This window comes from Fusicatenibacter faecihominis, assembly GCF_020686945.1.
Taxonomy (GTDB): Bacteria; Bacillota; Clostridia; order Lachnospirales; family Lachnospiraceae; genus Limivivens; species Limivivens faecihominis.
Map to the genome: position 1 here is coordinate 46,346 of NZ_JAJEPR010000006.1, position 21,050 is coordinate 67,395.

General features: G+C 49.3%; 17 protein-coding genes, 2 pseudogenes and 1 riboswitch. Of the genes and pseudogenes, 4 read left to right on the top strand and 15 right to left on the bottom strand.

What is annotated here, in order from left to right; all coding sequences use genetic code 11:
- Positions 1–11: 11 nt before the first annotated feature.
- Genes LKD71_RS05170 through LKD71_RS05180 form a run of 3 tightly spaced genes read right to left on the bottom strand, consistent with a single transcriptional unit; the run spans position 12 to position 3,227 of the window.
- Positions 12–1,166: a hypothetical protein gene (locus tag LKD71_RS05170; RefSeq protein WP_227614620.1), complete on the bottom strand. Its 1,155-nt coding sequence runs from the start codon at positions 1,164–1,166 to the stop codon at positions 12–14.
- Complete coding sequence (locus LKD71_RS05175) at positions 1,156–2,292, bottom strand: DUF58 domain-containing protein (protein WP_227614621.1); 1,137 nt, start codon at positions 2,290–2,292, stop codon at positions 1,156–1,158. The genes LKD71_RS05170 and LKD71_RS05175 overlap by 11 nt, the downstream gene beginning before the upstream one ends.
- Positions 2,289–3,227 (bottom strand): AAA family ATPase, encoded by a 939-nt coding sequence (locus tag LKD71_RS05180; protein ID WP_227614622.1) that lies wholly within the window; start codon positions 3,225–3,227, stop codon positions 2,289–2,291. The genes LKD71_RS05175 and LKD71_RS05180 overlap by 4 nt, the downstream gene beginning before the upstream one ends.
- Before the next feature lie 352 nt (positions 3,228–3,579).
- On the opposite strand from LKD71_RS05180, the gene LKD71_RS05185 reads away from it, so the two are divergent.
- A complete protein-coding gene (locus LKD71_RS05185; protein WP_227614623.1) occupies positions 3,580–4,179 on the top strand; it encodes an SGNH/GDSL hydrolase family protein in 600 nt (199 codons plus the stop codon).
- 280 nt (positions 4,180–4,459) lie between these two features.
- Here LKD71_RS05185 and LKD71_RS05190 read toward each other — a convergent pair whose 3' ends face one another.
- From LKD71_RS05190 to LKD71_RS05235, 10 genes are all read right to left on the bottom strand, one after another.
- A complete protein-coding gene (locus tag LKD71_RS05190) occupies positions 4,460–5,140 on the bottom strand; it encodes an ABC transporter ATP-binding protein (RefSeq protein ID WP_227614624.1) in 681 nt (226 codons plus the stop codon).
- Positions 5,112–6,080, bottom strand: a complete 969-nt coding sequence (locus LKD71_RS05195; protein ID WP_227614625.1) for an ABC transporter ATP-binding protein — start codon at positions 6,078–6,080, stop codon at positions 5,112–5,114. The genes LKD71_RS05190 and LKD71_RS05195 overlap by 29 nt, the downstream gene beginning before the upstream one ends.
- Position 6,081: 1 nt before the next feature.
- A complete protein-coding gene (locus tag LKD71_RS05200; protein WP_227614626.1) occupies positions 6,082–6,894 on the bottom strand; it encodes an ABC transporter permease in 813 nt (270 codons plus the stop codon).
- Positions 6,887–7,879, bottom strand: a complete 993-nt coding sequence (locus LKD71_RS05205; RefSeq protein WP_227614627.1) for an ABC transporter permease — start codon at positions 7,877–7,879, stop codon at positions 6,887–6,889. The genes LKD71_RS05200 and LKD71_RS05205 overlap by 8 nt, the downstream gene beginning before the upstream one ends.
- Before the next feature lie 114 nt (positions 7,880–7,993).
- Positions 7,994–9,673 carry an ABC transporter substrate-binding protein gene (locus LKD71_RS05210; protein ID WP_227614628.1) on the bottom strand — a complete coding sequence of 560 codons (1,680 nt, stop codon included), beginning with the start codon at positions 9,671–9,673 and terminating at the stop codon, positions 7,994–7,996.
- 313 nt (positions 9,674–9,986) lie between these two features.
- Positions 9,987–10,188, bottom strand: a riboswitch (cobalamin riboswitch).
- A 43-nt stretch (positions 10,189–10,231) separates the two neighbouring features.
- Positions 10,232–11,464 carry an MYG1 family protein gene (locus tag LKD71_RS05215; RefSeq protein WP_227614629.1) on the bottom strand — a complete coding sequence of 411 codons (1,233 nt, stop codon included), beginning with the start codon at positions 11,462–11,464 and terminating at the stop codon, positions 10,232–10,234.
- A gap of 62 nt (positions 11,465–11,526) precedes the next feature.
- Complete coding sequence (locus tag LKD71_RS05220) at positions 11,527–12,477, bottom strand: PHP domain-containing protein (protein WP_227614630.1); 951 nt, start codon at positions 12,475–12,477, stop codon at positions 11,527–11,529.
- 29 nt (positions 12,478–12,506) lie between these two features.
- Positions 12,507–12,719, bottom strand: a complete 213-nt coding sequence (locus tag LKD71_RS05225) for a hypothetical protein (RefSeq protein WP_117767407.1) — start codon at positions 12,717–12,719, stop codon at positions 12,507–12,509.
- Positions 12,720–12,725: 6 nt separating this feature from the next.
- Positions 12,726–13,271, bottom strand: coding sequence for an HAD family hydrolase (locus tag LKD71_RS05230; RefSeq protein WP_117767408.1), 546 nt, complete (start codon positions 13,269–13,271; stop codon positions 12,726–12,728).
- A gap of 151 nt (positions 13,272–13,422) precedes the next feature.
- Positions 13,423–15,474 carry an ATP-binding protein gene (locus LKD71_RS05235; protein WP_227614631.1) on the bottom strand — a complete coding sequence of 684 codons (2,052 nt, stop codon included), beginning with the start codon at positions 15,472–15,474 and terminating at the stop codon, positions 13,423–13,425.
- A 334-nt stretch (positions 15,475–15,808) separates the two neighbouring features.
- Here LKD71_RS05235 and LKD71_RS18495 point away from each other — a divergent pair.
- Positions 15,809–17,482, top strand: a pseudogene (locus LKD71_RS18495) (AAA family ATPase).
- A gap of 54 nt (positions 17,483–17,536) precedes the next feature.
- Here LKD71_RS18495 and LKD71_RS05245 read toward each other — a convergent pair.
- Positions 17,537–17,752, bottom strand: coding sequence for a hypothetical protein (locus LKD71_RS05245; RefSeq protein ID WP_227614632.1), 216 nt, complete (start codon positions 17,750–17,752; stop codon positions 17,537–17,539).
- Between the two features lie 338 nt (positions 17,753–18,090).
- On the opposite strand from LKD71_RS05245, the gene LKD71_RS05250 reads away from it, so the two are divergent.
- Together LKD71_RS05250 and LKD71_RS05255 are read left to right on the top strand one after the other, a co-directional pair.
- Positions 18,091–18,801: a hypothetical protein gene (locus LKD71_RS05250; RefSeq protein WP_227614633.1), complete on the top strand. Its 711-nt coding sequence runs from the start codon at positions 18,091–18,093 to the stop codon at positions 18,799–18,801.
- A gap of 58 nt (positions 18,802–18,859) precedes the next feature.
- Positions 18,860–19,642 carry a metallophosphoesterase family protein gene (locus LKD71_RS05255; RefSeq protein WP_227614634.1) on the top strand — a complete coding sequence of 261 codons (783 nt, stop codon included), beginning with the start codon at positions 18,860–18,862 and terminating at the stop codon, positions 19,640–19,642.
- Positions 19,643–19,753: 111 nt separating this feature from the next.
- Here LKD71_RS05255 and LKD71_RS05260 read toward each other — a convergent pair.
- Positions 19,754–20,990, bottom strand: a pseudogene (locus LKD71_RS05260) (IS256 family transposase).
- Positions 20,991–21,050 lie beyond the last annotated feature (60 nt).

Below are 21,050 nucleotides of genomic sequence, written 5' to 3' on the forward strand. Positions count from 1 at the left end.
AAACCTCCTGTTTAACCGAGTTTTTTCAGATAAGCCGCATCTTCCGCCGTACATTCCGCCTTGCTGTAGCGTGCTTTCTCGTAGAGAAAATGGGCCGTTTCGTCAGCCACACCGGCATTTTTTTCCGCTTCCTCCGGGGTGTTTGTGTTCGCCGGAGTCTGGCCGGGACCTCCCAGCACCCATTTCCGGTAATATTTCCGGATCTGCTCCCCGGGAGTCTTTTTCCGGAAAAATTTAGGCAGGACAATTTTGGGAGGAGCCAGGCTCTCGGTCACATCTCCGCTCTCGGTCTTTTCCTCGGGAGTCCATTTTTCATAACGGTTCCGATAAGCTTTCAAAATCTTGTAGACCGTCAGTGTGACCAGCACGATAAGGCCTGTGATCAGCGCAATCGTCACCACATAATAAAGGATATTTTCCAAAGCGAGCATCCAGGCCGGAGGCTCGTAAGTCTCGTCGTCGCCGAGAAGCTCAGACATATCCATCTCCATGCCGCCAGAGGGCTCGAACTGCTCCATAGTAAAGCTGACATCCGGCATGTTCTCAGACTTGGTAAACTCCGGGTCTGCCGGAGCCTTCCAGTAAGCCACAATCATGACCAGGGTTAAAAGAATGCCGAAAAAGACCATGACGCGGCGGTTTCTTTTTTCCAGGCGCTGCTTCGGGAAACGGTGAAGCTTTTCATTTTCCTTTAGATAAATCAAAAGCCGCTCCCTGTTTCCGCTGAGAATCCTTAAGATAATGACCAAGGCCGCAAAAACGCAGGCCCGGCCCTTGATATAATCCCATTTTTCCACATGGGCGACAAGATAAGCGATTCCCGGCACCGCCAGCATCGGGAGCGCCGGTCCGCCCAGGAACAGGTAATCCCCCTTCCAGCGACCGTAAAAATAAGCTGCGCCGCCCAAAACGATGCCGCCGGTCAGGCAGGCCTTCTCGATGAGATCCCGGCCCGCCTCAAAACCAGCCACTCCAAAAGCTGCCCAGAGCAAAAGATAGAAAAGAATACTTTTTCTCCGCAGGGCCGCCTCATAGAGACAGAAAGCCGCCGCCATGGGCAGGAGAAGCCGCCAGAGAGAAAGCTCTCCCGGGCAGGAAAAAATGGGAAGGCTCATACAAATGCCACCGTAAAGGATCTCGTAGATCCGAAGTTCTTTATCCTTCATGCTCCACCTCCCATTTCAGGTAATCCACGCCGTGAATATTCGGGCCGGACCAGCCTTCCTTCTTATAGAAAACGCCCAGCCACAGGAAGCTCGCTCCCTTTGATGCCATTTTCCGGACGGCATCCTGGAGCGCTTCGCCCTGATTTTCTGTGATGAGGACCACTACCTGCTGGGTAGAGGTGAGCTCATGCTCCATCCTAAGCAACTCCACAGAGATAGGGCCGGGGCGCTTTTTCGCATTCAGATTCAGCCGGCTTAAGGAACGGTTGATCTTCTCGGTCTGGCCTCTTCCGCTGCCCTCCGGCACCTGAACCAGGCTGCCGGAAAGAAAATCCTCGCCGTTCGTGTAAAGAGATGCGGGAATGCCTTTTTTCAGGACGCTTCGCAAAAGAGACGCCGCCAGACGGATGGCTTCCTCGTGAATCTCCATATGTTTCCACATCGTCACATCCTCCACATCCACAAAGCAGGCCACCCGGGGCGAATATGTGGAATTCTGGAGATTTACCATAAGGTTTCCGGACCGGGCCGAAGCTTTCCAGTTGATGCGGTTCATTGGATCGGTGCCATCGTACTCCCGCATGCCCGCAAAAGCAAAGGGATCCTCCACCATGCCCCGTCTTCCCTCCAGCACTCCTCCCAGGCGGTGCATCGGCAGTTTCAGCCGGTCGATAGACACGTCGCCGGGATAAACGTAGAGAAAAGTGTCCTGCGGAATATCCTTGTAATAATTTTTCTCCATCTGGAGGCCTCCGGCGATGAGGTTGGCCTCATGGATATGATAATAGCCTCTCTTCCTGCATTTCAGCGGAATCGTACGGCTGATCTTCTGATAAAAAGATACAGAGAAAACGTCCCTTTTATACAGCTGGTCGGAAAGGGAGGCATTTTCCTCCTCGTCGATCCCAAGGCTTCGGTCCAGGAGAAATTCCACCTGGAGCATCGGTACCGGGAGCACTTTCCTGTTTTCGATGATTTCGGTGAGGGTGGCTTCCTCCCCCTCCCTGGCTGGGTGGGGCTGAAAATGGACTTCCACATGGAGATCCCTGCTCCAGAACCTCCGGTAGCCCCTTTCCAGAAGGAAGAGTAGAAGGAAAGCCGCCCCTAAGATAAGGATGAGTTTCATTTCTTCTTCCAGTCCTCCACAGGTACTTCCACTCGTTTTAAGATCTCCTCCATGACTCTCCGCTCCGCGTCGGTGTCACTGGCTCCCGCCAGCACCAGACGGTGAGCCAGCACCGGAACGGCCAGTGCCTTCACATCCTCTGGCACCACATAATCTCTGCCTTTGAGCCATGCATAAGCCCGGATTCCCTTAAAGAGGGCCAGCGTTCCTCTGGGGCTCACACCAGAGAGAAGCTCGCCGTCCTGACGGGAAGCCTCCGCGATATCCACCAGGTATTTTTTAATCTCGGGATGAACGTAAATTTTCCGGATTTCTTCCATGGCTTCGAGGATCTCCTCTCTCGTGCAGACCGGCTCCAGCGTTTTTAAAGGCTCCGCGAGCTGAAAACGGTCCAGAATCGCCAGCTCCTCCTCCTTGCTCGGAAAGCCCATGGAAAGCTTCATGAAGAAACGGTCCATCTGGGCCTCGGGAAGCGGAAACGTACCGGAGCTCTCGATCGGGTTCTGCGTCGCGATAACGAAAAAGACCTCATCCAGCTTTCTCGTCTCACCGTCGATTGTCACCTGACGCTCCTCCATACATTCCAGAAGGCTGGACTGAGTTCTCGGGGTGGCGCGGTTGATCTCATCCGCCAGAAGAATCTGGGTAAACACTGGCCCCTCCCGGAACTGGAATTCCCCTTCCTTCTGATTAAAATAGTGAAGTCCGGTCACATCCGAAGGGAGCAGGTCCGGAGTAAACTGCACCCGGCGGAACTCGCCGTTCATGGATTTCGCCAGGGATTTTGCCAGCACCGTCTTTCCCGTGCCCGGAAGATCCTCCAGCAGCACATGTCCCCCGGAAAGTAACGCCGTCAGGATCCTGTCCATAACCTCGTCCTTTCCGATGATAACCTTTTTCATATTTTCTTTGATACGCAGTATATTTTCTCTCATGGGTCTCCTATCTGCCGTTTTTCGGCTGTTGTATTCTCACATTCCAGTCCACCATTTTCAGCGCGGTACTCCCATTTCAGTCTGACTTCATGTGGAGGCAGGTCGGAAATTCTTGGTCTGTCAAAATCTGCGTTATGAGCAGAAATCCATTGTCTGAGCGAAGCGAATTATGGATTTCTGTGAATGTTTTTAGCAGATTATGACGGGCCTTAAAATTTCCCCCTGCCGCAACTGAAAGCCAGACCGGAATTGGAGCACCGTGCATCCTGCCTCATAATTAACTCTTCTCTTTCTCCCCAATTTCTGGTATGGTCATAGTGTACCATAAATTTGAATCAGAAGGAGAAATTTTATGAAAAATTTTGTTTTTTTAGGAGACAGCATTACAGATGCGGGTCGTCTGTGGCTCCCTGAATACAATGGCCTCGGAAACGGCTATGTGAAAATCCTGTCAGAAAAGCTCTCCGATAAATTTTCTGTCATCAACAAAGGCCACGGCAGCTTCACCCTCCCCTTTCTCCTGCGGAACCTGACCACCGACTGCCTCTCCCTCTCTCCCGCCGCCGTCTCCATCCTCATTGGCATCAACGACGTAGGTGTCGCCAAAAATACAGGAAAAAGCCTCCGGGCTCAGGAGTTCGCATCTAACTACGATACTCTGATCCGAAGGCTTCTTGAAGCTTCCATTCCTTCTGTTTTTCTGATGAGCCCCTTCCTTTTTTCCCGGCCCCAGGAATATTTAAACTGGCTCCCGGAACTCCGGGAAGCCGAACATACCATAGAAACTCTCGCCCGCCAGTATCAGCTCCCCTTCCTGCCCCTCCAGGACCGGATGCAGGAAGCCGAAAAATACGGTACAGACGCCCTCACTCCAGACGGAATCCATCTCACGGCTTTCGGGCATGAGCTGCTGGCGAAATGGTGGTTAGAAGCCTTTGCAGACTTTTACTGATTCTCTTCTGCGATCTTCAGGAAGGTAGCCGCATCGGCTCCCTTTTCCAGACTGAGAGAATAGGAATATCCGCCTCTCTGCCAGATCGCTAGGCGATAAATGCCATTTTCTCCTTTAACCGTGATTGAAAAGCTATCTTAACATATGCCAAGCAGGCCTGTATGTAACAAGTTCTCATTCGATCTTCTTTTTCAGTCTTATTGTAAGCTCGAAATAGCTTTTGGGCTGTAATCTTTCCCATTCTGTCATTTTTCCTACTGGGAAGTTCCGAGTGGTTCTCTTACATTTCTTTTTTCGTACAGATTCCTTCCCGGATCTCGTAGATCTCGTCGCAGACGGTCTTCGCCAGCACCTTGTTGTGGGTGATAAAAAGGTAGGCCGTCTCGTGCTCCTTCTGGTATTCCTGAAGGAAATGGACGATCTGGGCCTGGGAGATCACGTCCAGCATGCTGGTGGGTTCGTCCAGAATGATGAGTTCCGCCTCCAGCACCAGGACCCGCGCCAGGGCGGCTCGCTGAAGCTCGCCGCCGGAAAGCTCCAGCGGTGTCCGGTAGAGATGCTCCCGGTGAAGGCCAAACCGCTCAATATCCGCCAAAATTGCCTTCTCGCTGCTGTCCTTTTTCATGAGCTTATAGGGTTCCACCATACTCCGGATCAGAGGCAGCATCGGATTGAAGGAAACTTCCGGGTGCTGGAAAAGGATCTGGATCTTCTTCCGCAGCTCCCCTTTCAACGGATAGGAAAGGCGCTCTCCTTTGTAAAAAATTTCCCCGGAAGAGGCCTCGATCAGCCCCACGATCATCTGTCCCACGGTGGATTTTCCGCTGCCGCTGGGCCCCAGAAGGCCTACGGTCTTTCCCTCCGGAATTTCCACGCACACCTCTTTGGCCGCCCAGAAAACAGGCTCGCCTTTTTTCCGGCTCTTGTAAGCCTTAGAGAGCTTTTCCGTTGTCAGAAGCATGACACTCTCCCTCCTTTCCCGTATAAAGCCAGCAGCGTACCTGATGGCCCTCCACCTCCAGCATCGGAGGCGTCTCCTTGCATTTTTCCTTGCAGAACCGGCAGCGGGGCGCATATTTGCAGCCGCCCTCGGCGTAGTCCTCGTGGGCCATGGCAAAGCCCTCGGAAAAATGAAGGCCGTTTTCCGGCATCGCCGCGATCATATCCTGTGTGTAAGGGTGCAGTGGATGCTCCAGAAGTTCCTTCGCAGAGGCGTACTCCACCTGGTTGGAAGCGTACATGACGGAGATGCTGTCGCTGATCTCCCGGGCAAAATTCAGGTCATGGGTCACACAGAGCACAGCCTGGTCTTTCAGGCTGTGGAAAGCATCCACCACCATCTCGATGCGCTCCTCATCCAGTCCCTTGGTGGGCTCATCCGCCAGGATCATATCGGCTCCCGCGATGATGCCCATGGCGATCATGGCACGCTGCTTCATGCCGCCGCTGTAGGTGAAGGGATACTGAGCGGCCACCTCTTCCTCGTCACCGATGTGAAAACGCTTCATCAGCTTTACCGCCTCGGCGATGGCTTCTTTTTTTCCAATCTTCTGATGCTCGATCATGGGTTCCGCCACCTGAAAACCAACGGTCAGAAGAGGATTCAGGCCGTTTCCGCTTCCCTGGGGCACATAGGAAATTCTGGCTCCGCGGATCTTGTCCAGCTGGCGGCGCTTCATCCGGATCATGTCCTCCCCCTCGAAAAAGGCCTCGCCTGTGACGATGGCATTTTCCGGAAGGAGATGGAGGATTGCCAGAAGGAGAATACTCTTTCCGCTTCCGGTTTCACCGACGATGCAGACTTTTTCTTTTTTATTCACCGTCAGGCTCACATTTTCCACTGCCTGGACCCCATGGCCGGAGGCAAAACGCACGGACACATTTTTTACGTCAAGAAGCATCTTACTCTCCTCCCTTCTTAATCTTTCCATAGTAGCCGATGAGCATAAAGCCCAGCACGCAGACGCAGATGCAGACGATGGGCGGCACATACCACCAGTACTGTTTTTTCATGATGCTGTTCCGGAAAAAGGCATAGTGAAGAACGCTTCCCCAGCTCTTCTCTCCGAATTCTCCCAGTCCCAGGAAGCTCAAGCCCGCCTCCGTCATCATGGCACCGGAAATGGCCATGGCTCCTCTGGTCAGAATGATGTCCTTAATATTCGGCAGAATGTGTTTGAAAAGGATCACCGCCGGGTGAACGCCCATCGTCTTTTCGATCTTGATGAAAGGCAGTTCTTTCAGCTGCATGACCCGGGCTCTTAAGATTCGCGCCGTACCAGTCCAGGCCGTGATGCTGATCGCGATGATCAGGCTCCATTTGCCGGGATTCAGGTAGGCAATCAGAAGAACTGTCAGAGGAAGACTCGGCACCGCCATGGCAATATTTGTGATGGCCGTGATAATCTTGTCTGCCACTCCGCCGAAATAACCGGATACCAGCGCCAGCACCGTTCCCACACCGGTCACGATGAAAGCGGCAAAAATGCCGATATAGAGGGAAACTCTTGTGCCGTAAACCATCTCCGAGAAAATGTCCTGGCCCACATCGTTGGTTCCCAGAATGTGCTCTTTGCTGGGCGGCAGATAGGACGCGATCATCTCTTTCGGGTCATAAGGGGCAATCACCGGAGCGAAAACAGCGATGATCAGGAAAAAAAGAATGATCAGAAGGCCTGCCGTAGCCGCCGCATTCAGACGAATTTTCTTATGCATCCTGAATTCCCTCCTCTCTGATTCTCGGATCGATGGCCGCGTTGACAATATCGCTGATCAGGTTTGCAAAAACCACCAGGGCCGCAGACAGAAGGAAACAGAACTGGGCTGTGGGGAAATCCCGGTTGGACACGGCATTATACAGGATCGTTCCCATTCCCTTCCAGCCAAAAACGACCTCAATGATCATGGAGCCGGAAAGAATACCGCCGAACTGCATACAGAAGGAAGTCGCATAAGGAACCATCGCATTTTTCATCACATGACGGAAAAGGACTTTTCTGGAGGGAAGACCTTTGGACTCCGCCGTCATGATGTACTCCTCGCTCCGCACCTGGGAAACTGCGCTCTTCATCAGCATGAAATCACCGGAAGTCCGGTAAAGAATCATGATAATCAGCGGCAGGAACATATGCTGGAGGATGCTCTGCACCCTCGCCATTCCTTCGACGCCCGGGGAGACCATTCCGTTGATGGGAAAAAGCTTCATCCGGTAGGCAAAAAAGATCAGCAGGATCAGACAGAAACAGTTTGAGGGGACCGTATTCACGATCAAAAGAATAGGCGTCATAATCTTATCAAAGAGTTTTCCCGGCTTCCAGCCCGCAATAACTCCCAGAAGGGCTCCTAAAAGTCCGCCGATGATCCAGGTGGGAATCGACAGAAAAAGTGTCCATTTGCAGGCTTTGAGAACGTTGGAAACGACCGGTTTCTGGTTCGTATAAGAGGGACCGAAATCCATGGTCACAATGTTTTTCAGGTATTTTCCGTACTGCACCGGAAGGCTGTCATCCAGGCCGTACCTGGCAATGAGTTTGTTCAGGGTCTCCGGATCGTTATCCAGCAGATAATAGTATTCCTCCTGGCCCACCAGATGGATCACCGGATCTCCCGGCATGATATGTACCAGAAAAAAGCTGATGGTGATGATAACAAAGATCGTCACAAAGGCCGTCGCAATTTTCTGTGCGATATGACGGGTCATAAACGATTTCTCCTTTCACATGAATCAGGGCGTTCTGTGCTTTCGCTTTTTCCCACCCATACAGAAAAACCGCCGGAACCCGAAAGGATCCCGGCGGAAAACATTCGTTTGTGATTATTTTGCTGTCAGACGATACCAGGTTGTCGCATGAACAGCACCCCAGGAGGGATAATTTTCCCATCCGGTATATTTATCGGTGCGGTAGGGGAAGAATGCGGTCTCCCAGCACAGAGCCTCAGCAGACATGCTATCAGCCACATAGTTCTGCAGTTTCTTGCAGTTCTCGACGTACTGATCATCGTTGACAGCCTGAGTCATTGCATAATAGGTATCACGGAAGCTGTCATCGCGGATGGTTCCCCAGAGCCAGGAGCTCTCGCCGTCTCTCAGCTCGCCCATGAAGTAACGGAAAGCGGTGCTGTAGGAAGCCACTCCGGAAGTGGTCAGAGTGATGGAGATATCATAGTTTCCTTTGGTAACGGTATCTTCCCAAACTTCACTGTTGGAAAGGCTGTCGTTATCCACATGGTTCTTAATGCCAACTTTGTCCAGGCTGTTCATGATAACCTCTGCGATACGGTTTCTCATATCCATGGATTTGGAGCTGTACTGCGGGATCACAGTCAGATCCATCGGGCTTCCGTCCGGAAGCTCACGGTAACCGTCGCCGTCCACATCTTTGTAGCCAGCTTCATCCAGCATCTCGGCTGCCTTGTCAGCGTCAAATTCCAGAGAACCGATGCTCTCGTCGTATCCTTTGCAGGAAGGCGGAATCACACCTTTTCCCGGAACCTTTCCGTACTCGCCGTTGATGGTGGTTGCCAGCTGATTGTAATCGATTGCATAGGAAGCAGCCTCACGGAAAGCCTGATCATTTCCCGGAGCTCTGTCTTTACCATACTCCATCTGGTAGCAGCCGGTGAAATCGCTCTCGCCGAGGTCGAGATCCGGTGTGCCCTGAACGGTGTCGATGACGTCAGCGTCGATCGGGTTTGCATAGTTATACATGGTATCGATCTCGCCGTTCATCATAGCCATCATCAGAGTGGTCTCGTCAGAATAGCTCTGTACGGTTACTTTATCAACGGTGATCTCGCCTAAGAAATCGTTCTCCGGAACAGCCTCATAGTAGGAAACCTGTGCATCGGAATCGTAGGAAACCAGTTTGTAGGGGCCGCAGCCGATGGCTGCTTCCGGTCCGTCCAGAGTGGTCGGATCATCGATGCCTTCCCAGATATGCTTTGCGTATACGCAGGCATTGTTGTTGCAGGAAGAGTTGATCCAGTAGTAAGCATCCGGCTCGGAGAAGATCAGGGATGCGCTGTCATCGCCGGTTACTTTTACTTCTGTAAGATTCTGAAGGCTTCCGTTTTTCCTCACATCTCTCATATATTCAAAGGTGAATACCACATCATCCATGGTTACCGGCTCGCCGTCATGCCATACGGCATCCAGCGGAATGGTGAAATCGATCTGTTTTCCATCCTCGGAGATCTCAAAGGATTTCCAGAAATAGGGCTGCAGATTGTTGTTCTCATCGCGGTATACGAAGTCACCCTGGGTAAAGCCATTGTAGTTCATACGTCCGAAAGCGTCGGTCTGGGTCAGGGAGTTGAATACGTTCTGATCTGCGATGGTTCCAACGATCAGATTCTCTACATGGTTGCCAGTGCTCTCGCTGGCTGCCTCGGTCTCGGTCTCTGTGGATGTCTCTGCTGCAAATACGCTCTGTCCCGGCAGCATGGTCAGGCACATAGCCAGACTCAGCAGCAGACTTACGGTCTTCTTTTTCATTTGTTTCCTCCTTAAATGCTAGGTGTAGTAGGTACAAAATGCTTACCGGATTGCTCCGCTGCAAAGCAGCTCCCGCAATCCTCTCCCCGCCATTCGCATATCGCGAAGCTTCGCTCCGCTTTTATGCTCATGTCGGGCGGGTCTCAAGGTCTTGCGCACCTCTGTGCAAGCACAGGCGTGCAAGGACTTTTCGACCCTATAAGCACAAAAAAGTGCCTGGAAGAATTTTCCAGACACACAGAACCAAAAGAGACGTCAGATCGACCTTCATCCGCCTCTTTGGAACATGCATCAGTCTTCCATTGAAACGGATACATCTCAAAATCAAAGGGGAGGTCTTCTGGCTCGGGGTCAGCCTCCTGGTCTTCCTTCTCAGCTTTCGCCAATGGCTATTGACCATTCGTCACCCTTACAGCAGCAAGGACTGCCGCAGATTCACACTGCGTTCCCTTTTCCCTTCGATCTATTCACTTTTTTCCTTTCGCCGGAAAGACCGGCTCTGCTTTGTAGTATAGCACACAAAAAACAAAATGCAAGAACATTCTGTCATTTTATTTTTCATGAGCCAGAAGGTATTTTTATGAGTAATTTTCTTTCCTCTTTTTTAATCATCGTCAGCACCGGCACATGTTTTTTCCGCAGGGCATGGACGACCGGATAGGTGTAAAATACCTCCCCTTCCACATAGACCGCCTCGGGCTTTTCTTTCAGAATCGCCTTCACCTGGGCTTTAATCCGGTTCTTCCATTCCTGCTTTTCCATAGCCACTTCGGTGAAAATCCCATCTTCATTAAGTTCCGGAAGCTCCGGCAGCGCCATCCGGACAATCTTCACTCCCGTCAGACCCGGAAGCTTTTGAAGAAGTGCCTCCGCTTCCTCTCCTCCCCCAAAGTTTACGAGAACCGGAGCCTCGTGAAACTCCGCCAGGCTGATTTTTGCCGCCTGAACCGCCTCCTCCAGCGTCTCCGTGGTCATGAGAAAACCGCCTTTGTGACAGAACACTGCCCCTGCAATGCCGGAAGCTGCCTCCAACTCCTCATTTTCCAGGCCCAGCCATGCCGAAGGAAAACTGCACTTATAATTCAGGGAATATTCCCGTTTCTGAGGCTGGATGCAGTAGCCGCCCCGGTTGGAGGGAAAGATCACAAAAGCGATCTCCGTCTCGGAGAGATGCTTCTGGCAGGGCACAAATTCCGGCAGAATCAGAATCTGTCGATTCTCCGCGGGGATTTCTCCAGCTTTGATAGCCCGCTCCTGTTCCGCCAGGATCTCCTCCACCCGACGGTCCGCCCGCTCATTTCCGCGGCAGCGCTCAAATTTGTTTTCCAGGATCATCCCGGCCACGCTCACCGCCTGGAAAAAAGCCTCATCCGTGCCTCCCTCCGCGTCCCAGGCCGGATTGAAATTGCCAATGAGAGACGCCAGCTCATTTTTCTCCCCGGTGTTGTCATTATTGTCCAGAGGCTGAACGAAGGTCTCGTCAAAAGAAAGCGCCAGTTCTTCGCCTAAAATCTCCGCCCCCAGCGCCTCCCAGAGAAGGCCGAAGGCCGCGTAGGGCACGCCGTTTTCCCGAATCCGGCTGTCCTTCTGGTGATGGTCGTAAGCGCCTCTTCCGATGTCAAAAACAATGCCGTCAAAATCTTCCGGCACCTGATTTCCCCTGCTGATCTGAATCTCCGGGTTCAGGTACAGGAGAAGGGCCGCGGAAAACACGTCGTCCGCGTGAAATTTTCCCCCATGGGTGAAGGCTTTCGCGTCTTTTTTTCTGATCTCATTTAATAACTGATTCATGATCCATTCCTTCCATAGATAAGTTCAGGGACCCGGCGCATCTGCTCAGGTCCCTGTGTTTTTTATTTCAGATATACAGCGTTCGTTCCCGCAAATTTTCCTTTTCCGTCCCGGATCTGGATCCGCACCCAGGCATCCTTTCCGTTCAGCGGAAACTCTGCTTCCGTGATGGTCTCCCCTTTCGGAGCCAGTTTCTTGTAGCAGTCACGGCTGTCCGTCACCACAAAAATTTTCTCCACCGGAGAAGTTTTTACCTTCAGCACACCGTCCTCAATCTTCGCCTCGTGGATCTCTGGAGCCATGGAGAAATAGAAATTTCCCTCTTTCATGGCTTTGATCACAGCCTCATAGGTCAGTTCCGAGGCTTTGATCTGAATAAAGCCGCCGAAGGAATCGCACATGGAATCTGTCACAGGAAAAATGTTGTGGTTGTCGTCGGTAGCCACGGTGAAAAGCTTCTGCCCGCTCCGGAGCATCTCGTCGTAGCTCTGGGGATTAAAACCGTAGAGACCGTCGTGCTCGCAGCCATGGTTGTAGATCTCCATGGCCCAGAGTCCCTCGAAATCCTTGTAATCGTCATAATTCTGCAAAGACCAGTAGGGATGATTGTAGCAGCACAGGAAACCTGCCTCCGTCCGCTCCTTTATGTAAGCGTTCTGTCCGGCCATATCCTCGTAGACATAGGTCGGCAGCGGGAACTCTTTTCCCTCCTCCGGATGCTCGTCGTAGAAATTCAGATGATAGCATTTGGCATGAGGCCAGCCGCCGCATTTTTCCGGATTCTCGGAAACATCCACCTCAATACCTGCCAGCGCGATGAAATTTTCATCCGTCAGCTCCGGATGGTAGCCGTAGGTCCGGTGATCTGTGAACGCCACGATGGAATAGCCTCTTTTCTGGTACTCTTCCTTGATCTGTTCCTTGGTCAGTTTTCCATCGGAGATCACAGTATGGCAATGCAGATTTGCCTTGTAAAACTTACCCTCTCCCGGGAAAAAATCATAATCCTTCATTTACTTGCCCTCCATACATCAGGATGGGTCTATTGTACCACAGAATGAAGAGCTGCGGCATACTTTCTTTTCCGTTCTTCCATTTTTCCTTCCTGGAAAAAATCTCCTCTTTTGCAGTAACGGTTGATGGGTTCATGGGAAAACATATACAGCCGGTTGACTTTTTCCCCGAGAAGGCCCTCGGGATCGTCAATGACCGGTGCTCCGGGCCAGATTGCCGCCCTTCTTAAATAATCTTCCATCCGTTATCACCAGCCTAACTGCTTCTTATTCTCCATCTGCTTATCCAGCATCTCGATGAGTGCCGGGATCTCACTGGGATCACAGACCACATAATCCGGCGTTTCCTCCTCATTTTCCGGCTTCATCCGGTACCGGGGACTGTAACCTGCCAGCACAGAAGTAATTCCCATTCGGTTGGCTCCGACGATATCACGCTCCAGGTTATTTCCAATCATAATTATATACTTTTTGTCCGCCTCTTCAAGGTTCATTTTCTCCATGGCCGTCTTAAACATTTCTCCGGCTGGTTTGCAGACACCTACAGTCTCAGAGATTGCGCGCACCTCGAAATAAGTCTCCATCTCGTGCTGCTGATAAATATTATCAAAGGATTCCACCAGGCCGTCCGCCACCAGAGCCACCCGGAAACCCGCATTTTTCAGCTGAAAAAGGACTTCTTTGATTCCCGTAAAAAATTCTGCGTGATCTACAACGTCACCTTTTATTCTCACCTCGGTGGATTCATCCACCAGCGTATCTCCACTGTCCAGAAAAATAATCGCATTTCTCATGATTTTTTACTCCTTTCTTTCTGTTATTATAACAGGCCTACGGGGCTTTTTTCTATACATGAATATGCCGGATTTATATATTTTTGTAACCTTCCATTTCAAAAAAAGACCATGTCCCCGGATCTCTTCTGATCTGAAAACATGGTCTTTTCTATAATAACGCCAATTCCAGCTCTTCCAGCATGGTTTCCACCTTGAAGGGTTTGGCGATATGGCCGTTCATTCCCGCTGCCAGAGCTTTCTTCCGGTCCTCGTCAAAAGCGTTGGCCGTCATGGCCAGGATGGGAATCTTTCCTCTTGTTCCGGGCAGGTTCCGGATCGCCTTTGTCGCCTCGTAGCCGTTCATTTTCGGCATCTGGATATCCATGAGAACTGCGTCATAATAATCCTCCGGCTTCTTTTTCAGAGTTTCCACACATTCCTCGCCGTCTCTGGTCCACTCTGCCTGAAGGCCACATTCCTCCAGAAGCGTCACTGCAATCTCCGCGTTAAGCTCGTTGTCCTCAGCTATCAGAATCCGTTTCCCCTTCAGCATTTCCGCAAGATCTGCCCTTCCATTCTCTTTCTCACGCTCGGGATCCGGTCCATCTGCCAGAGCAAACGGAAGCCGTATGATAATCTTCGTGCCGGCTCCAACCTGGCTTTCCACCTCGATAGAACCATCCATAAGCTCCGTCAGGGCTTTCACGATGGGAAGCCCCAGGCCGGTTCCCGTCACCTTGCTCTCCGTACTGGTTCGTTCGCGGGTAAACTCTTCAAAAATGTGAGGCAGGTACTCCTCACTCATTCCGATGCCTGTATCTGTAATCTCAAAACGGTAGGAACCCCAGCCTTCTTTTTTGCAGGGCTCTTCCTGGATCCACACAGAAACACTGCCGCCCTCCGGCGTATACTTGATGGAATTACTCACAACATTCAGAAGAATCTCCCGCACTTTGGTCCGGTCGCAGCGCACATATTCATGCTCCACCTGAAGCTCGCAGCGGTAAGTCAGTCCTTTTTTGCTGACCGCCGGCTCAAAAACTGCATTCAGCGCTTCCTTCAGCTCCTCAAAATAGCCCACTTCCCTTTTCAGTGTGGCTTTGCCGCTCTCGATTCTGGCCATCTCCAGCACATAGTTGATGAGAGACAGAAGAAAGGAACTTGAAGAACGGATCTTCTGGATATAATCCCTGGCCCGCTCTTTTTCATCCATATGTTTTTCCAGCAATTCAGAAAAACCGATGATCGCATTCATGGGCGTCCGGATATCATGGCTCATATTGAAGAGGAAGCGCGTTTTTGCCTCATTGGCCAGCTGTGCTTCTTTCGCCGCTTTTTCCAGCTCCTCCGCATGCACCTGGTCCCTGTAACGCCGCAGCTCAAACTGCCAGTAACCCAGCGTCACGAGAATGGTCAGCGCAATTACCAGAAAATACCCTCCCGCCGCCTGCGTCGTTGACACCCAGCCGCCCTGAGGGACAATCTCAAAATACCAGGTATCGTTAGGTACCTCACAGGCTACCTCCATCGTATTCTCAAGACCTCCGTCCTGACACTGAGCGATGGAAAACCGCTCCCCGGTAGACATGGTCCGCTTCCAGATCCGGTAGTGGTAGCCCACATCCTCCAGTTTATCCAGCTCAATCTCATCGATGAAGTTTTCCCAGTTGATAACCAGGAGAGAAAAACCCCAGAAGGTCTCCTTCCCCTCTTTCATGAAATAGATCGGATTGAAGAGCAGCATTCCGGTTCCGCCCTGCTTCAGCTCAAAAGGTCCTGCAATCGTGTACTCTTTGCTGTCCCTGGCCAGTCTGGCCTCCATTCTACGCTCCGGATTTTCCAGCATATCAAGACCCATGGCCGCCTCATTTCCCTCCAGGGGATAGATCTGGTTGATGATACCGTCCTTTGCCATCTCGTATGCCTCAATAACCTCGTTTTCATTCTGCATCAGAGCTGCTAACTGGTTAAATTGCTCATCCGTTATATCATGCCCGGACTCCATAACATTTTTCATCAGATCCGATTCCACGAGATATTTATTCAGCTGGGATTCCACCATATTCACGGTGGATTCTGCCGTATAGGCTGCCTTCAGTCTCGCCTGTTTTTCCTGACTCTGATTGAGCAGAAAAACGCAGCCCATCGTCACCAGAAGCGTCGCAAAAAAGACTGCCACCGCCCGCAGCTTCATGGTCTTTTGTTTCATTTTTTTCTCCATACCATGAACTCCTTATCAGAAAGAATAGGTATTCTTTCCATGATACAAAAGCCGGATCGTATTATAAATTCCCTTATCAATATCAACGCTGCTCTTACCAATTGCTGTCAGAGTGCTTTCCATTGCCATTGTCTAACCTCTCTTTTGTTTGCTTTCCCTTGCTTTTTTACCAGCCCATTATAACGCGGAGGCGGGGGATTTTCAACAAAGGAATGGAGATTGGGCAATTTGTTCTTTCTGTACTTTATGCTCAAAAAATCTTCTTTCTTGCAAAGTCTCATATTTCATGATATGATTATTTATAAAGTTCTGTTTTTCAGGAAAGAAGGATTCTATGAATAAAAGAAACATTCCTGTGGGTGTATCTGATTTTTCAGAGATACGCCAGAACGACTACTATTATGTGGATAAATCAGAGCTGATTCGTGAACTTTTAAAAACTTCCATAGCTAAAGTTACGCTTATCACCCGTCCCCGCCGTTTTGGCAAAACACTTGCCATGAGTATGCTTGCAAACTTTTTTGATATACGCCAGAAGAATGAATCTCTGTTTCAGGGACTTGCCGTCTCATCCGATTCCTCTTTCTGCAAAGAGTGGATGAATCAGTGGCCTGTTGTCTTTCTCTCCTTAAAAAATATTGACGGACTGACTTTTTCTACCGCCTACCAGCAGTTAGCCTATGAGATCGGACTTCTTTTTGAAAAACACAAGTACCTTCTGACTGATGAAAAAATAGGCCCTGCTGAAAAAGAACTTTTTGAACGGCTGAAAAATCGCTCAGCCAGTGAAGTGGAAGTTTCCCGTTCCCTTCAGTTCCTTTTGCAGCTTATGACATAGCATTATGGAAAAAGCGCAATTCTTCTTCTGGACGAATACGATGTACCGCTTGCCAAGGCCAGCAGCAATGGATATTATAAAGAAATGCTCGAGATCATTCGTGCCATAATGATTACCGCTTTAAAAGATAATCCCAGCCTTTGTTTCGCTGTCATTACAGGCTGTCTTCGGATTTCAAAAGAAAGCATCTTTACTGGAACCAATAACTTCGTCTCCGATACCATTACAGATTCCCATCTGGATGAATACTTCGGTTTCACTCAGAAGGATGTAGATCAGCTTCTTGCCGACACGGACGCTCAGGATCATGCTGATGACATAAAAAACTGGTATGACGGGTATCATTTCGGAGATTTCGATGTCTACTGCCCCTGGGACGTCATGAATTATCTGCGCGATCTTCAACGAAATCCCAAAGCCCTGCCTTCGAGCTACTGGAAAAACACCAGCGATAATGCCATCATCCGCTCTTTTATCGACTATGCCGGTTCCAGTATTACCCGGAAACTGGAGACCTTGCTTTCCGGCGGTTATATCATACAGGAAATCAACGAAAATCTCACTTATGATTACCTCCATTCTTCTGAGGAGAATCTCTGGAGTGTTCTTTACCTGACCGGTTATCTGACCTGCCTCAAAGATGACACGCTTTCTCTCCCTGCCCGTTCCATCGCTCTTGTCATTCCCAATGCAGAGATCCGTGAAATATTTGAAACCACGATCATTCAATGGTTTGATGACAGCGCCCGGAGCTGGAACCGAAAGCCTCTATTTAATGCCATCTGGGCAAAAAACTGTGCTGCTGCCACCGAAGAAATGAACCGTCTTCTCAGAAAAACCATCAGCTATCACGATTATAAAGAAGACTTCTACCATGCTTTTCTGGCAGGCATTTTTGCCGGAGCCGGATATACCGTAGAATCCAACCGGGAACACGGTGAAGGCCGCAGTGAGGTCGTCGTCTATGATTCGGAAAATGGCCACGTTGCCGTTTTTGAAATCAAATACGCACAAACCTCAGCTTCTCTTCCCACCGCCTGCGAAGCGGCTTTAACCCAAATTGCCACCCGCATGTATGCTCAGGAATTTGAGGACAATTACGACCAGATTTACTGCTATGGGATCGCATTCTTTAAGAAACGATGTCTGATTGAGATAGGAGCAAAATAAGCAAAAACCAGGCTGGGACAGCTTTTTGCAAGTCGAACCAACCTGGTTTTCTTTTCATTTTCTGTTTAATCCTTTTTCCACGATCTCATCCATATTCAGAAGAAAATCCTCAGCGCTTATAAACAGGCTGCCTTCTTTTTGCAAATCCCCTTCCGTATCGATGATAACCCTATTATTAACGATCGCCGTATCTATGTAAGCCAAAGGGTCATTTACATCTTTTAACGGCATGGCTTTACAAATACTGTCCACCTCCAGATAATCAGCCAAAGAAACTCCGGATAGTCTTCGCACCTCGGGATAATTGAAAAACGGAATCTTATCTATATACATTCTATGAAATAACGCGTCCCTGGCCGAAGCATACAGTCTCACAAAATCCGAACTGCTTACTACAACTTTGAATCCATTATTGATATATCTGTCATAAAGGAAACAGCTTCCACCAATAATTTGTGTAAACACCGTTTTCTTCCATATTTGTCCCTCCCTTTACTGTTTTTTCTTAGCATAACATAGCGGCGGCGGAATGTCATTTAACCAGGAGTTCAATGACATTCCAGCCTCTTTCTGATAAGATAAAGGTAAAGCAAAGGGGGAAGCCATAAATGAAAATACGGACAGATTTCGTGACAAACAGCAGCAGTTCTTCTTTTATTTTTAAGGAGTTCAACTCGGAAAAAATCAAACAGGCGGTAGAACACAGGCTCGCGCTTTCTTCAGAAGAATGTGAGAAACCCTGGCATCCATATCTCAGAGAACTGGCCTCTTCTATGGCAGGACGACGCTTCCGGGAATATCCTCTCCGTGATCTGATGGAAGTTTATTCCTGGTACTGTAATGAGGTGATCAGCAAATGGCTCGGAGTCAAAATGTGGAAAGACTGGGACGATTATGACCGCTGGAACGCAGAACTGGAACAGGCTCTTTCCGAAAAAGTGTACCTGAGCAGCAGCGATGAAAAATGGAACTCCCTGTTTATTCTGGATCTCTATGAAGATTATTTGTACAAAACCGATCAATGGAATACCGATGAAAAAAGCATGGAGGTGTCCCTGAAGATTTTAAACGCTCAGGTTAAGGACTATCTGCAATCCTGGGAATGCGAAGGCAGTATTCTTCAGGTTTTCTATATGAATAACCTGGACGAGCTTCTGAAGGGTGCAAAGCGCTTTGAGGGAAAAGAACTTGCCGATGTGATGGAATACTTTTTTGGCGCTCAGTATTTGTATTTCGATGAAACGGAAACTCATTATCTGATCTCCGAAGCGTTAGAAGAAGCCGGACTCTGTTTATATTCCTGCTGCCATATGGGATAAGCGATACAGATTTCGTAAGTTGTGTTGTATCATCTATAAGAAAGGGGTGAAGTGAAACATGATTTATATTACCGGTGATACCCATGCGGATTTCAGCCGCTTTACAAAAAGGCAGCGTTGTCGGCTTCCATTTGAACTGACCGAAAAAGACATCGTCATTGTCTGCGGTGATTTTGGACTACTCTGGGAGCGAAATGACAAAACACTGAAGTATAACCTAGACTGGATGTCAAGATTGCCATTCAAAATTCTCTGGGTATCCGGAAACCACGAAAATTATGATATGCTGGAAGACTACCAGCTGGAAGAATGGCACGGAGGGAAGGTCCGACATATCCTTCGCGATCAGATCATTTATCTGGAACGGGGGCAGGTGTTTAAAATAGAAGGCAAGAAGTTTTTCACCTTTGGCGGGGCCTCCAGCCACGATATTCAGGGCGGAGTCCTTGATCCTCATGATCCCGACTATGCCAAAAAACGGATCGCCGCAAACAAAGCCCGCCTGCCCTATCGCATCAAAGGAATCTCCTGGTGGGAACAGGAACTGCCCACAGAAGAAGAAATGCAGGAAGGCATTCGGAATCTTGAGAAAGTGAACTATAAGGTTGATTATGTGATAACCCACTGCCTGGCATCCAGCGTACAGGGGAAATTGGAACGGTATTTTGGCAGCGGCGATTTTATCCATTCATATAAGGAAGATATTCTGACCGAGTATTTCGATCGGCTGGAGCAGAAGCTGCAGTATAAATACTGGTACTGCGGGCATTATCACCTGGATATGGAGGTTGATGAAAGGCATGGGGTAGTGTATGAGGGGATTGGGGCGGTGAAGTTGTAAAAAATTGAGCTTACAGTTTGAGCTTTTCACCCTTGTTTTATATATAACAGTTGTTGAATGGCATGTCAAGAGCAGGCGATTTTCCGCCTGTCTTAATCGTCGGTTTACTCGTTATTCTGGAAGACGACCTTCGTACATAATACTCAGTTCGCCATATACCTGCGCCCAGTTTCGAATCGTACTGGTCCATTTTTTCGTAGCCTCAAAAGTGGCCAGGTACAGCGCTTTTAAAAGGGCCGTATCGCTTGGGAATACGCTTCTCTGCCCATTCAGCTTCCGGTAGGTGGAATTCAGGGATTCAATCGCATTGGTGGTATAAATCACCGTTCTGACCGTTGTTGAAAACTTGAAAATTGGAGAGATGGCATCCCAGTTATCCTTCCAGCGTTTCATGGAATTCGGATATTTGGGAGACCATTTTTCAGTTACACGATCTAAAACTGCCAGCGCTTTCTTTTCATCTGCGGCCTGATAAATGGTCTTCAGATCCGCTGCAAATGCTTTTCTGTCCTTGTCAGGGACATATTTCAGTGTGTTTCTTACCTGGTGTACGATACAGCGCTGATACTCGGTTTTTGGAAAAGCAGCAGCGATTGCTTCTTTGATGCCGGTTAAACCATCTGCACAGATGATTAATACATCTTTGACACCCCGGTTTTTCAGTTCGTTCATAACGGAAAGCCAGTATTTTGCGCTTTCGTTGTCGCCAACGCTGATGGTCAGAACCTCTTTCCTTCCGTGTTGATTCCAAGAATCACATAAGCTGCAAGCTTTCGGATCACACCATTATCTCTTACGGAATAGTGAATTGCGTCGATGTAGAGAATGGGATAGACTTCGTCCAACGGCCGGTTCTGCCAGTCTTCGATCTGTGGCAGGATTTTATCGGTTACATCGGAAATAAAACTCTCCGAGGTCTCAAAGCCATAAATATCTTCGATGGTTTCGGAAATCTGTCGGGTAGTCATTCCTTTGGCATACATGGAAATGATCTTCTGATCAATATCAGAAATATCTTTCTGACGTTTTTTCACCACCTGTGGTTCAAATGTTGATTTTCGGTCCTGCGGCACTTCGATTTCCATCGATTCATATCGGCTGTTGACCTGTTTGCGCTTATACCCATTGCGGTAATCATCATTATCCGAACGTTCTGATTTTTCATGCCGAGATGATCGTCCATTTCCGCTTCCATCATTTCCTTAATGGTACCGCCTAAAAGATCCTTGAGCGCATCCTGGATGTCTTCAGCAGACTGGATATCATACTCTTCCAGGAGCTGATGGATGATGTTTCGTTTTCCTTCGGTCATTTGTACTCGATGTACCGGTTTCTTTTGTCTTGCCATAATAAAAGGTCCTCCTAATGATATTTATTGTATCATAGAAGAACCTTCCAAACATTATTT